Below are 12,807 nucleotides of genomic sequence, written 5' to 3' on the forward strand. Positions count from 1 at the left end.
GCCGCACTTCGGGCAGCGCTTAGTTGCAGCCATCACGCGACCTTCGTCGCCAGTGTGCGGGTGAGCTTCTCGCGGAGGGACTCGGTGGGGAGGAGGCGGAGGGCGACGCGCTTCTCGATAGCGCCCTCGCGGACGGCTCGCGTGAGTTGGGAGACGTGGCGGGCGTCGTGGCCGGGGCGGTAGTCGCGCTTGACTTGTTCGCCGCATCCGCACTTGCAGGTGCCGGGCTCGGGTGTGTTGATCTTGGTCACGGTTGGCTCCTTCGGGGTGGTAAATATCCTGGTCAAAGGCTGTTTTGCCTTCTCCGCGATCAAAACACGCGCCGGGTTCGGTGCATAAGTTCGCGTGTCGTCCGGACGTGTCGCAACTCGTTCAGATCGGTCGAGGTCTCGAGTTGGCTGGGCGTAGTCGGAGTAGCCGCGCCCGGCCCAGACGCCCGACCGCTCCGGGTATTTCGTGACGTACTGGTCGCAGGCGAGGAAGGCCGCACAATCGAGGCACCGGTCAGCTGCCCGATCCCTGGCCCGCGAGCCGCCAGACGTCCAGCCCCCCTCGGGATCCTCGACACACGGCACCGGGCGTCCGCGCTGCAACTCGACCCCGATTGCGTCGTGGAGGTCAGCGAGCGCGGCCCCGCGGCTGGCGTCAGCAGCGAAACCCAGACGGGGACGCTGGGGCTCGTGGGAAGTCAGTGCATCGCTCATGGAGCAGCACCGTCTGGGTCGGCGTCGGCGTAGAGCGGCATCCCGTAGTGCGGCCACACCGCCGTCCGCATCAGGACGTGCAGCACGTGCCGTTGGGCGAGTCGGTATCCGGCGCGCTCGCCCTCGTTCAGCTCGGACAGGTCGAGGGTCACCTCCTGCCGACTGATCGCCCATGCCTGGACGTTGAGAATCAGGCGTCCGATGTCGAAGGTGAGGTGTTCGACCTCGCCGGTGCCCTTGAAGGTGTCGATCTGGAGCACCGTGCGGGTCATGTCCTGGAGGATCCTGATGGCGTTGCGTTCCTCCTCGGATGTCAGCTCGAAGGGTTCCATCGGGTCACCTCCCGTACTTCGATGCAGAACCGCTCCGGGTCGAGGTGGACGACTCGCGACACCTGCTCGTCGAACCCGAGTCGGTTGCTGACCAGCCGTGCGGCTTTGGCAAAGTGCTCGCTGCTGGGGTCGGACTCCAACTCGGCGAGGGCTATCTCGATCTGTGCGTTCGATTCGCGTCGCCGCTCCTGAACCACCTCCTCGAACTCGCGCCATGCCCGGCGATACTCGATCCACTGGCGAATGTTCATCGCTCGGCTCCGTTCTTGAGTTCGGCGCGATGCGCTCGCTTGGCCCGCATGTAGTGGGCCTTGCAGAGCCCGGCAGCGAATCGATCGCGGTCGCACAACTCGACATCGCAACCGGGGTCGTTGGCAGTCGCGATGCGGGGCCACTGCCTCACCTCCGCCGCATGAACCCGAATCCATTCGGGCAAGGTCTGATCAGTCATTGCTGGTCCCTCCTCGGGAGTGGTCCTTCACGCGTGCAAGGGATGGAACATCCGCCCGTCCTCTTGGGGGGGGTCTCATGAATTGCCCCGTACGCCCCGCCCCTTTTAGGAGGGCGGGGCAGTTCGCGGGGCGTATGCCGGGGCACAGCGGGGCACAGCGGGGCAATCCTGTCGTGACGGGGCAGAGAGCCCGGGGCAGTTCCGGGGCAGTCCAGGCGGGGCAATTGCGGGGCAGTTCGTTCGGAGAGCATCAGAACGACCCCCCTTCGAGCGGTTGCGGGGCGTCTTGCGGGAGGTAGTGCAGCTGGGCGTTTCGGACCGCCCGGCGGATGACCTCGCCGCTGTCCACGAGCGCCTGGAGGGCGCGGGAGTCGTCGCCCTTGCGGAATGACGCCCCGGCCTCACGGAGGAGCCCTTGCAGCTCGCGCGATTTCACACCGGGGTGTTGGCCGACGAGCTGGAGGATTGGTCCAGCGAGCGCGCTGACTCTGCCGGTCTGGGCGGCGGACTTCCGGGAACCCGAGCCGGTGAGGCGCAACCGGGAGGTGGCCGGGTCCAATTCGAGCTGGTCCTCGGCGACCTCCACGTCGCGGCCCATCGCCGAGAGGAACCGGGGGCCGGTCTCGTCGTCCTCGCGGGTGGTCAGGCGGATGATCGAGTCGGGCCAGTCCTCCAGGCCGGACGAGCCGCGGGACCGCTCGCCGTTCCAGCCGGTGTGCACAGTGAGCAGGAGGTCGGTGGCTCCCACCTCGGAGCGGGTGAACAGGTCGAGGTCGGTGAGGAAGGTCCCCACCTCGGAGACGTCGTTCTGGTTCGCGCCGGTGAAGGCACGGCTGAACGGGTCCACGATCAGGAACTCGACTTGCTGCTCGCGGAGGTACTCGGCGAGGGCTTGGCGGTCGGCGGTGTGAGCCAGCGGGTTCCGACGACCGCGGAGGTTCACCAAGATCATCCGGTCGCCCGGCACGTCCGCCCGGGTCGCCCAGTGGGCGAACTGCCCGCCGGTCACCTCGTAGTTGAGGACGGCCACCCGGCCCCCAACCGGTTCCACCTTGAAGGACTCGAGGAAGGGTTCGCCTGTGAGCAGCGAGTGGGCGAGGTTCACCACGAAGGTTGTCTTGCCGGTCTTGCGCTTGGCCGAGACGATGGTCGATCCGCCGAGGAGGATGAGCCCTTCTGCCCGGTAGCGGGTTGCGTCGGCCTCGCCGAGGTAGTTCGCGAGCGGTCCGGCGTCGAACGGTTCGGCGGGGTCCAGTTCACCTAGCCGGTGATTGAACGCGCGCCGAGCTTCGTACTGCACGAGCATCCGCTCGACGGCCTTGGCCACGTCCGCCTCGTGTGATGCCGCGACCAGCGCCTCGGAGTGGTTCCTGAGGTCGGCCTTCCAGACCGAGCGGGTGGTCTTGCCGAAGTCCTCGTAGTCCACATCGACCAGCTCCATCGCCGACTTGCAGGCGCGGATGTAGGCGTCGTAGTGGCCCCGGTGCAGGTAGGCGTAGTGCCCCGCCACGTCGCGCAGCCAGTCGTTGGTGCGCCCGTCGCCGCGTTCGGGTGGGTTGCCGAGAAGGTCCCCGAGGGTGGTGCGGTTGCCGCCGGGTGTCACCGTCCCCTGTGGGGCTTCGCGCTCGCGGGCTCCTCGTGAAGTCGCGGCAGCGCGCAGGGCCTCGGAGGCCACGGGCAGCTCCTCGATTCGCGGGAGGGACTCTCCCGTGGCCGTCCGGTACTGCTGGCCGCCGATGCTGGAGCCCGGCGCGACGATGTAGCCACCCTCGGCCTTGATGTCGACCGACTCGGCGACCTGGCCGTTACTGCTGGCCACCCCGGTCCCACGCCAGATGAGGTGGGTGCCGCCAGTCGGGGTGACGCAGGCGAAGCCGGGTTCGTGCTCGACGTCGGCGACGAGGCCCGCCCAGTTGGCAGGTCCGGTGCCGCCGTTCTTCACGTCGAGGTCGGCGACGATGATGCCCGATGGCCCGCACGAGATGCCGATGTTGGCGTCGGGCCGGGCCGTCCACCACCGGCGGATCTGTTCGGGGTCGCGGGTGGCGTCCTTGAAGCCGTGGCGAGTGAGTGGTTCTTTGCCATTGGGCTTGAGCGGGTGGACGGAGTAACCCGCCCCGACGTATGCGAGTGCCAGGTCGAGCATCGAGCTCGCGGGGGGCTCGTCCTGTGGTTGGTATCGGACCATCAGGCGGCGGCCTCCTCGTCGGAGGGTTCGTCGTCCCCGAACAGCAACGCCAAGAGGCGTTCGAGGTCGTCCTCTGGGAGAGGTGCAGGGGTCAGTTCAAGATCGGCTCGCGAGAGCACGGGGGTTCCATTCCGCACCCACGCGACCTCGGCACCGCCCAGATTGGGTCTTACGTGCATCTCCAGCCACTACGCGTGTAGTGCTTCCCGTGCCCTGATGTGAACCTGCCAATGGTTCATCTGCGTCGGTGTGTTGCTGTGGCTGGCGTACTTCGCCGCCCGCGATTTCCGTTTCAAATCGCTCAGGGTCGGACCCGGGCTAGCAACACGTCATCCCGACATGGCGAGGACGATTTTTAGTTGGACTACCCAGCTAGCGAACACCAGCCGTTCATCTACGCACAAGCTCCGGGAGGGCCCGGGCGTGTCGAGCTTGACTCGCAGTCAAGGCCGGCCATACGCAACGACCCCCTCGATCTACTCCTTCGAGGGGGTCGTGCGTGTAGTCCAACCGAAGTGGGGAACCGGGAACCAATCCAGCGCCACAACCATCGGATCACGCAGTTTGGGCCGAGCGGAAGTGGCTTTATTGACATACGGCTGTCAACACGGCGATACATATTCGAACCACATGCGCCAGATGGACGCAGGCGCTCGCCGTGCTTCCCCCGCAAAATCCCTGGTCAAAACGGCATCAGTTCCCATTGTGCCAGGAGGGGGCCAGAAGCACGCACGTTGCCATCAAGAATAGGTTCATTTATCGCTTGACTTATCGGCGGCGGAGTGTCACTGTTGTCGCAGTATGGTCTAACGACCCGGAAGGAGTGACCATGGTTGACGAAGGGATCGACTCGGAAATCGCCGCGATGTCAGCAGTCGCGGGGGCGCTCAACCCGCTGGAACCGGAGCAGCAGGTTCGCGTGCTGCGCTGGGCCGCCGACCGGTACGGACTCGCTGACCTCAAGTTCGCAAACACCGGGGCGCGCGGCGCTGCCGAAGAACTCGACGACTCACGCGGGAGCGGTGCGGGCGGTGACAAGCCGAGCTACAGCTCGATTGATGAGCTGTTCGAGAGCGGCATCGCCAAGACCAACACCCAGAAGGCACTGCTCGCGGCTTACTGGTTCCAGGTAGTCGAGGGCAAAACGGGCTGGCAGTCGTACACCCTCAACACCGCGCTGAAGAACCTCGGCATCGGCATCACGAACATCACGGACGCGCTCGCGACTGCCGAGAACCAGAAGCCCGTGCTGGTCATGCAGACCTCGAAGACCGGCAAGAGTCGCCAGGCCCGTAAGACCTACAAGCTCACCGCCGCGGGTGTGAAGGCGGTCGAGGCGATGCTGAACGGCAATGCTGACTGACCCGAAGACCGCGTTCGCCGCGCTCCCGGCGACCCTCGCGAAGGATCTCCTCGACGCCTACGCCGAGATCGTGACCAACTTCGCCGAGGGCCGCTGGGAGCCGTCGGAGCTGAACGGAGGAAAGCTGTGCGAGGCCGTCTACACGATCGTCGATGGCTACATGAGCGGCACCTTTGCGGCGAGAGCCAGCAAGCCCCAGAACATGCCCGCGGCCTGCAAGGCGTTCGAGCAGACCTACCCGACTGCCAACCGATCGCCTCGCATTCAGATCCCCCGGATGATCGTCGCGCTGTATGAGATTCGGAACAACCGCGGCGTCGGCCACGCCGGAGGCGACGTCGACCCGAACCAGATGGATGCCACCGCCGTCCTCTACATGAGCAAGTGGCTCATGGCGGAACTCGTTCGGCTCCTTCACGGGCTCACGACCGATGAGGCAGCCGAGATCGTCGAGGCGCTCGTCGAGCGGAATGTCGCGCTCGTCCACACGTGGGATGACAAGCGCCGCGTACTCAAGACCGGTCTCACCTGGAAGCAGCAGGTCCTTCTACTTCTCTCCAGCGTGACCGAGGCGACCGAGGCCGAACTCGTCGCGTGGCTGGAACACAAGGACGTCCGCACCCTCCGCAAGAACGTACTGCGACCGATGCACACGACCCGCCTGCTCGATTACGACGAGACCACCAAGGTCCTGCGGCTCCTGCCCCCGGGCATCAAAGAGGCCGAGACGCTTATCAATCTGCACAGCTAGTAACCCGACCGAAAGGAGCAACACATGAGCGAGTCCGACTTCGACCTCCGGGTCGAGCGAGTTCGAAAGGCAGCCGAGGTGATCGGCGGCCTGCCCTCGAAGGCCCTGCAGGCGGAGGCGTTCCGGTACCTGCTCGGAGACGTCCCGGCGACATCGCCCGCACCGGAGGTTCGGGTCCCCTCTGAAGGCGGCGAAGCTCCTCCCGCGTCCCAGAAGCGGGCTCGGAGTTCCTCGGCCACCAAGACGGCGATCACGCAGGACCGGGACCTCAACCTGTTCCCGGAGGGCAAGACCTCCTTCAAGGATTTCGCCGCCACCAAGAGCCCGAGCAACAACAACGAGCGGTACGCGGTCGCCGTCTACTGGCTGCGCGAAGTCGCGCAGGTTGGCGAGGCGACGGTGGCCCAGGTTGTCTCCTGCTACCGCAACGTCGGCTGGGCACTGCCCACCGACGTCGCGAATGCTGCATCGCAGGCCGTGAAGGCGACCTATCTCAGCTCGGGCAAGGCCGACGACCTCAAGCTCAGTTCCACCGGCATCAACCTGGTGGACACCACGCTCCCGCGCGCGAAGAAGTAGTCCCGGCTTCCGAGGAGGCCCGACCTGCCCCGCGGAAACTACGCCGCGAGTCGGGGACCGCCGAGTGCGGCGTAAAGCGCTTCCTCATCCATCTGAGCCCGGTTGTTCTCCAGGTTCACCACGTAGGTCGGGCCGACCGTGTGGTTCACTGTCGAGCTGGAGCTGGCAGGGCCGCGCAGCAGCGGATCCAACATCGAGCCGAACTGGTTGTCCACCGTAGACCGGCCATCTTCGAGACCGATCGCCAGACCATCCATGATGTTGACGCCGAACCCGCGAAACACCAGCGACGGCGAGTGGATGCCCAGTACGTCGGCGAAGGTATCGGCGATGGTCTGGCCGATGTCGCCAATCCAGCCGATCAGGCCGTTCCAGATGTCTTCGAGACCCCTCCACAGCCCGCCGATGATGTCCTGGCCGACCTCGAACAGCCACAGGGCCGCCCCCGCGAACACGTTCAGGAGCATCTGGGGGACGCCGCCGAGCCAGCCGATGACGTTGTCCCAAGCGTCCGTGATGAACCCGACGATCCCGTTCCACAGCTCCGAGAAGAACGATGCGATACCCCTCCACAGCCCGTTCCACCAGTTGATGAAGCCGAGGGTCGTCGAGATGACCCACTGGACGTAGCCCTTCCACAGATCCTCGAAGAACCCGGTGATGCCGGACCACACGTCCTCCCACCAGGAGGCGAGCCCCGCGAGACTGTCCGTCAGCCATCCGACGAACCCCTCCCAGGTGTCGCCGATCCACGCGATGACGGTGTCCCAATTTTGGACCAACAGGATGATCGCGCCGATCAGGAGGCCGATGGCGACGATCACCACGCCAATGGGGTTGGCAGTCATGGCCGCGTTGAGAAGCCACTGCACGGCGGTCCACGCGCCGATGACACCAACGACGATGCCGATGCCCGCGGCGAGGGGCCCGAGCCAGGAGACGTTCTCGGAGATGAACCCGACCACCGCCTCGAGCCCGGGGATGACGTAGTCCAGCAGGATCCCCTGCAGGGCGTTGAGCGCCGGGAGCAGCAGCTCCCCGACCTTCCCGCCAACCTCCTCCATCTGGGCGGCGACGATCTTCTGCTGGTTCGCGAAGCCATCCGAGGTCTTGGCGAAGTCGCCCATCGCGCGGGCCCCGTCCTGGTGGACGATTGCGAGCACGGCAGCGGCCCGCTCCTGTGCGGTGAGTTCGGCGGCCACCTTCTTACCGGTCATGGCGAGCGCTTCGGATTCGACCCGGGCGGCGTTGATGTTGGGGATGACGGCTTGGAGGGCGTCGTACTCGCCGCGGAAAGCGGCGGACAGTCGGTCGGCTACATCGGCGGTGTCGAGGTTGGAGAAGGAGCCGAGGTCGGCGGACGCCTGGACGACTTCCTTGGCCATGTTCGCGGCGGCGTCACCGGTGAAACCGATCTGGGTGAACATGTCGCCGAAGGAGGCGGCGGCGTTGAGCGCTGCGGCTTGGGAGAGGCCGAGGGAGGTGGCCGCGGTGGATGACCACTTCTCCATGGAACCCGCCTGGGTGCCGAAGATCGCGGACGACTTGTTCAGGGTCTCGTTGAGGTCGGAGGCGTACCCGATACCGTCGGATACCCATTGGCCGATCTGGACGGAGGCGAACACGCCTGCGAGGACGCCGCCGAACTTGACGAACATGGAGCCTGCGCTGCTTGTGAAGCGTTGGGTCTTGTCGTCGGCTCGGTCGAGCTTGGGCGTGTATTCGTCTTCGAGGACGAGGCGACCGACGAGGTCGCCGAGGTCGAGGGCCATGGTGTGTTCCTTCCGGGCTGGCTACCCGGCCACGGGAACACGAGGTTTATGGGGCCCATAAGTTCTCGAACGGCACTAAATTGCGCGTATGACCTTGGTGCAGATTGCGGCTGATCCTGCCCGTGGTGCATGGATTTGTGCGGACACTCGGATAACCAGTGCAGGAACGGTTGTCGATGCCGAGAGGTCTAAGATCATGCGACTTTCGACCGCGAATGGGGAAATTGTGTTCTCATTCTTCGGGCGCGCAGAGATCGACGGTATCTCAGTTCCGAAATGGATCGCCGCCACGTTCGACCGACAATGGCAGACGAACGAGGAAGCGCTCCGTCGACTTCTTGACAGGCTCAATCGTGAGGTGAGGATGAAGGAGCGCTTTCCCCTCTACATCGTCGGAGTGGTCATTGATCGCGATTTGAGCGGAACCGGAACGCAGATGGCGGTGTTTCAGACGGGGCCGTATCGGTACCCGAATGGCTCGGTCGAGTTCCCCTACCAGGTAAAGGTGATCCGAGAAATCACCCACTTCGCTGGCGGGAGCGGCGGTCTGAGGATCCGAGAGTCCGAGAAGCAGGAGGTTCTTCGCGTAGTCGGTGTCAACTCCAAACCGAAGGACGTGGCCCGACTTCTTGCTCGGGTCAACCGAAGCACGGCGCTCCGCATGACGACTGGCGCGGGCGCAGGTACGGTCGGCCCGGCAGCCATGACGGCTTACCTACCGTTCAGCGGTACTCACAGCGTCGGATTCGAGGTACACGTCGAGAAGTTCACCAAGCCGTTCCAGCCGGTGATGCCATGGGTCGTTCACATTGATTGGCAAGGGCTCGGCTCATTCGACTTCACAAGTTTCATGGAGGAGGCGGAGGAGTACTTCAAGGCGGTCGAGAGAGGCGAAATCCCCGAGGAGGATTAGCACTCTCGAAAGAAGCTCGCTGCTAGCTTTTCTGCCATGACGACGCCCGACGGTCCGGTTGAGCCACCACCGACTCGAATCCGATGGGGCCTCCTTGTCCTCTTTGCGATGGCGGGCGTCGCGTCACTGTTCTTCGCGTGGCTCATCGTCGCTAGCGACAAGGACGGTGACCTCGGCGGGTTCTGGTCCGGACTGCTCGTTAGCGTTGGAAGCACACACTGCTCCTCGCCGCCGTCGTGTTCTGGTTCGAGCGGTCCATCGTCCGAGAAGCTCGACGCGAACGCGCAGAGGTTGTGAACGTGGCACAGCAAGCCACCGATGCTGCTCGGCTGGCGACCGAAGCGGCCAACATCGCCACACAGGAAGCGCAGACGGCTCGCGCGGACTTGTCGACTCGTATCACTGAGATCGACAAGCAGGTCGCCGAGCGTCGTAGTCAGAAGGCGACCGAACAGGCCGAGACTTTCGACTCAATCGGTGAGGAGGTCTCCCGCGAGAGCATCTTGAAAGCCCTCGCGGCGGCAGCCGAGATCGAGGCGATCCAACGGTTGGATCAAGGCATGGGCGGTGCCACGCACTCACTTATCGTGCGAGCGGGAGAGACTTTCGGGGCCCCCCTCGTGAGGGTTCTCTATACCTCAGGTTGGAACGTCTTCGGCAATAATCCCGGCAGCCTCGATCTCGCGTTTGTGCCAAAAGATATGGAGCTTCGGCGGAGTTACGCACGCGCCTACGCGATCACGTGGGACCACGAGACATCGCCGGTGGAGGCCGTACAACGCCTGCAGAAGGTGATGGTGCGAGCGGGTTACGGCTGGCTCTCGAAGCAGTTCTCAGCAGCGGCCCTCTTCCGTAATCTTCAAGTCGCACTGAGAGAAGCAGTGGCGGCAAGGGAAGGCGATAGCTTGACAATCCTCTCTGGCGACCCCGTCGGCGAAATGGTCAGCCCTGACTGCTTCGTTACTACTGGTGGGGTCGAGTTCGTGGAGGCTTGGGTGAAGGTGGGCGCGCAGAAGTTTGAGTACGTCGACCCGAGCGAGGGACGGATCCTCTCCGACCTCCCCGAGCCATCGGAGGACGTCGGCGCAGTGCTTTGGGACGTCGCGATTCAGCGGGGCCAGATGCATTTCAATGGCCAAACCGACACGACCTTCTAGGCGCTAGCTGACCTTCACGAGCCCGCACTCTGGGCATTCCCATCGCCGCTCGCCGAGTTCCATCGGGATCAGGCAGCGCGAGCAGTTCGGCGCGCCCAGGTCGGCGAGGTAGTCGTCCTCCATGCGGTGAGGCTACCCCGCGGCCCTCCCGTGACCTGAGAGCGCCTGGGCGGGCGGCGAGGACCGGGGGCCCTCTCGTGGTCACGGAGACCCCACGACGCATCGAGGAGAGACGCGCCCGGCTCAGTACCGGCGGCGACGACGCCTCGTAGCGGGTAGCAGCAGCAGCCCGAGCGCCAGGCCACCAATCGCGAGCCACGGCCAAGGGTTCATCTGGAACGCCTTGACGTAGGTGTCGACGGCAGCGCCGACCCCCTGCATGATCAACGACCACCAATCAATGTCCATGGCAGGACTGTAGAGGCAGCCTCAGACATGGCTGAGGGCCGGAGCATCCCGCCCCGGCCCCCTCGCACGACCTCCCGGTCGCGCTCAGCCCTGGCGACGCCTGGACTCCTCGGCCAGCCACAGCATCTGGAGAGCGACTCCAAACATCTGCGCCAACTCGCCCGAGAACTCCGGATCCGCGTCGAGTGTGCGAACCGTGCGCTCAAGGTGTTCGAAAGAGCCCCCAATCTCGAACGCGTAATCCACCGCCGGGAGTACCATCGTGGCCGCCTCCGCGATCCGCTGCCCAAGCTCAAGAGCCGTGAACATCGGCCACCGTGGGCGCTCCTGTTGGGTCTCGTCGGGCAGCTCCCCCAACTGGTCCCGCCACTCACCATCGATCCGGGTGCCACCGTCCGGGTCGACTCCGAGCGCCGCCCCCTCGTCCGGCTGCCATCCACCGCCATCCGTAGTGACGAGCGCGAAGGTCCCGATCCAGCAGATGCAGAACTCCGAGCCGTCCTCCCGACGCTCCCGGGTGATCGACATGCACTGCGTCCAGTCCAGCACTTCCTCCCTGCCGACCTTGTAGCCGCGGGGGAACTCGATCAGTTCCCCGGTCATCGTGCCTTTCCTTTCAGGGCGAGCGACCGTATCTGCTCCTGGTGGAGATTCCACGCCTCCCCGTAAGTGTGCGCCACCTCGACCTTTCCGGTGGCGGGGTTGGCGTAGCCGACGGGGTTCAGCAGAGGGCTGTCACCCTCGTGGAGGATGGTTATCTCCAAAGCGAACAAGATCTTGCCGACAATCCCGCGAGCCTCTCCCGCACCGCCGTCGTCCGGGATGGTGCGCTTGAAGTTCGCGTAGGCCCGCACCGTCGCGTCGAGCCCCTGCCCGAACGCCTGGAAGTCCCGCATGGTCTGGACCTCCGACAGCTTGAGTCGCACCTGCTCGACGTCGCCCAGGAGGTCTTGCTCCAGGACCATCTGCCGAGCTTTCGCGTCGGCCACCGCGGCATGCGTAGCTGCCTCGGTCTTAGAGCGGTCGAAACTCACCTCCAGGACCTTCGCCCGACGTGAGACGGCAGCGTTCGACCGCCCCAACGACTTCGCGATGGAATGCAGCGAGGCACCCTCGGAGTGGAGACGCCGGAGTGTCTCGTCCTCTTTGGATGTCCACGGTGGAGCGGTCACGACTGCGCCTCCACCGGCGGGAGCTTGTCGAGCTGCTCGACGGTCTGGGCGACCTCCGCGGCCTCCGGGTCGTCATCATCGAACGCCGCGCGGTACTCATCGATGTTCGCCCCGTACAGCGCGGTCCGGGCACCGACGGAAACCTGCTGCCCGCTCACTGTCTGCTCGATCACCTGACGCCATGCGCTGTCATAGCGGACAGACTCCTGCGCCGCGACTGCCGCCTTCGCCTTCTCATCGCCGAGCCCGGCGAGGCGGACCAGCACGGCCTGCGACACCTCGGCGGTGACGCCGCTGGGGTCGTCCGTCTCGGCGACGAGGTCCGAATCGAGATGGTCGAGGATCGCGGAGAGGCGTCGACGGTCGGCGTTGTCGATGATGTGCGATAGGTTCCGCCCGGCGTCGAGCATGGCCCGAACCTTGCCCCACTCGTTGCGGGCGACGGCCACCGAATCGGCATCCGTGGCGGCGATCTGATCGAACGCCTCCCGTTGCGCAGATGCGGGATCGGCGAGGGTTTCAGCCTGGGTATCGAGCGCCTGCTTCAACTCAGCGCGGGCCGCCTGCACCCGCTTCTGCCGCTCCCGGTTGATGGCTTCCTCCGTCCAGTTCGCGTCGTTGAACTTCACTGCTTCGCGGATTGCGGAGCGGTACTTGGCATGTGCGGCGGCGTAGCCCGGGGGCGTCGCATGAGGCGAGGGATTTGCCTCGTGGGCCCGTCGAGCGGTGGCGAGAGCTTCCGCAAAACTGCTGGTCATGATGGGTTCCTTTCAGTGGGTGACCTCGGCAGCGGGCGCTGACGAGGGGGCTTTCATCAGGCCGCGTAAGGCGCGTCCAGTTGGAACTCGAATGCCGGGAAACTCGGGAGACGGGGACGATGATCGTGATCGCATATTCGGCTGTCGCGGCGCCGTCGTCGCGACGAAGACGCGTGCTGATAGGGGTACGCGCGCGGCGGGCGGCACCATTCGAGACGTGGGTCTGCATGGAAGCTCCTCCATTTATCGGGGCACGGCG

Annotated in this window: 14 protein-coding genes; 5 read left to right on the forward strand and 9 right to left on the reverse strand. The window is 65.2% G+C overall.

The features are described 5' to 3' along the window. Positions 1-32 precede the first annotated feature (32 nt). The 4 genes from FVQ89_RS00300 to FVQ89_RS00315 all read right to left on the reverse strand — a co-directional run bounded on the left by FVQ89_RS00300 (position 33) and on the right by FVQ89_RS00315 (position 3,675). Positions 33-251 carry a hypothetical protein gene (locus FVQ89_RS00300; RefSeq protein WP_147899954.1) on the reverse strand — a complete coding sequence of 73 codons (219 nt, stop codon included), beginning with the start codon at positions 249-251 and terminating at the stop codon, positions 33-35. A gap of 449 nt (positions 252-700) precedes the next feature. Further along, positions 701-1,036: a hypothetical protein gene (locus FVQ89_RS00305; RefSeq protein WP_187264835.1), complete on the reverse strand. Its 336-nt coding sequence runs from the start codon at positions 1,034-1,036 to the stop codon at positions 701-703. Beyond that, complete coding sequence (locus tag FVQ89_RS00310; RefSeq protein WP_147899956.1) at positions 1,018-1,287, reverse strand: hypothetical protein; 270 nt, start codon at positions 1,285-1,287, stop codon at positions 1,018-1,020. Before FVQ89_RS00310 ends, FVQ89_RS00305 begins: the two co-directional genes overlap by 19 nt. 450 nt (positions 1,288-1,737) lie before the next feature. Continuing rightward, positions 1,738-3,675: a bifunctional DNA primase/polymerase gene (locus FVQ89_RS00315; RefSeq protein ID WP_147899957.1), complete on the reverse strand. Its 1,938-nt coding sequence runs from the start codon at positions 3,673-3,675 to the stop codon at positions 1,738-1,740. An 829-nt stretch (positions 3,676-4,504) separates the two neighbouring features. On the opposite strand from FVQ89_RS00315, the gene FVQ89_RS00320 reads away from it, so the two are divergent. The 3 genes from FVQ89_RS00320 to FVQ89_RS00330 are packed head-to-tail and all read left to right on the forward strand — an operon-like array spanning position 4,505 to position 6,368. Further along, the gene (locus tag FVQ89_RS00320) at positions 4,505-5,038 is read left to right on the forward strand and encodes a hypothetical protein (RefSeq protein WP_147899958.1); all 534 of its coding nucleotides are present in this window, start codon (positions 4,505-4,507) and stop codon (positions 5,036-5,038) included. Then, on the forward strand, positions 5,028-5,789 hold the full coding sequence (locus tag FVQ89_RS00325; RefSeq protein ID WP_147899959.1) for a hypothetical protein: 762 nt from the start codon (positions 5,028-5,030) through the stop codon (positions 5,787-5,789). Before FVQ89_RS00320 ends, FVQ89_RS00325 begins: the two co-directional genes overlap by 11 nt. Before the next feature lie 24 nt (positions 5,790-5,813). After that, positions 5,814-6,368, forward strand: coding sequence for a hypothetical protein (locus FVQ89_RS00330; protein ID WP_147899960.1), 555 nt, complete (start codon positions 5,814-5,816; stop codon positions 6,366-6,368). A 38-nt stretch (positions 6,369-6,406) separates the two neighbouring features. On the opposite strand, the gene FVQ89_RS00335 is transcribed toward FVQ89_RS00330, so the two are convergent. Next, the gene (locus FVQ89_RS00335) at positions 6,407-8,140 is read right to left on the reverse strand and encodes a hypothetical protein (RefSeq protein WP_147899961.1); all 1,734 of its coding nucleotides are present in this window, start codon (positions 8,138-8,140) and stop codon (positions 6,407-6,409) included. Between the two features lie 88 nt (positions 8,141-8,228). On the opposite strand from FVQ89_RS00335, the gene FVQ89_RS00340 reads away from it, so the two are divergent. Then, positions 8,229-9,053, forward strand: coding sequence for a hypothetical protein (locus FVQ89_RS00340; protein WP_187264836.1), 825 nt, complete (start codon positions 8,229-8,231; stop codon positions 9,051-9,053). Positions 9,054-9,352: 299 nt separating this feature from the next. Next, entirely contained in the window at positions 9,353-10,210 is an 858-nt protein-coding gene (locus FVQ89_RS00345) for a hypothetical protein (protein ID WP_147899963.1), read from the forward strand. Positions 10,211-10,453: 243 nt separating this feature from the next. Here the strand turns inward: FVQ89_RS00345 and FVQ89_RS14335 are convergent, their stop codons facing one another. From FVQ89_RS14335 to FVQ89_RS00360, 4 genes are all read right to left on the reverse strand, one after another. Then, complete coding sequence (locus FVQ89_RS14335) at positions 10,454-10,618, reverse strand: hypothetical protein (RefSeq protein ID WP_187264837.1); 165 nt, start codon at positions 10,616-10,618, stop codon at positions 10,454-10,456. Between the two features lie 84 nt (positions 10,619-10,702). Then, a complete protein-coding gene (locus tag FVQ89_RS00350) occupies positions 10,703-11,221 on the reverse strand; it encodes a hypothetical protein (protein ID WP_147899964.1) in 519 nt (172 codons plus the stop codon). Further along, complete coding sequence (locus FVQ89_RS00355) at positions 11,218-11,790, reverse strand: hypothetical protein (protein WP_147899965.1); 573 nt, start codon at positions 11,788-11,790, stop codon at positions 11,218-11,220. The genes FVQ89_RS00350 and FVQ89_RS00355 overlap by 4 nt, the downstream gene beginning before the upstream one ends. Continuing rightward, positions 11,787-12,548 (reverse strand): hypothetical protein, encoded by a 762-nt coding sequence (locus FVQ89_RS00360; protein ID WP_147899966.1) that lies wholly within the window; start codon positions 12,546-12,548, stop codon positions 11,787-11,789. The genes FVQ89_RS00355 and FVQ89_RS00360 overlap by 4 nt, the downstream gene beginning before the upstream one ends. Positions 12,549-12,807: the final 259 nt, after the last annotated feature.

The organism is Homoserinibacter sp. GY 40078 (assembly GCF_008017545.1).
Taxonomy (GTDB): domain Bacteria; phylum Actinomycetota; class Actinomycetes; order Actinomycetales; family Microbacteriaceae; genus Homoserinibacter.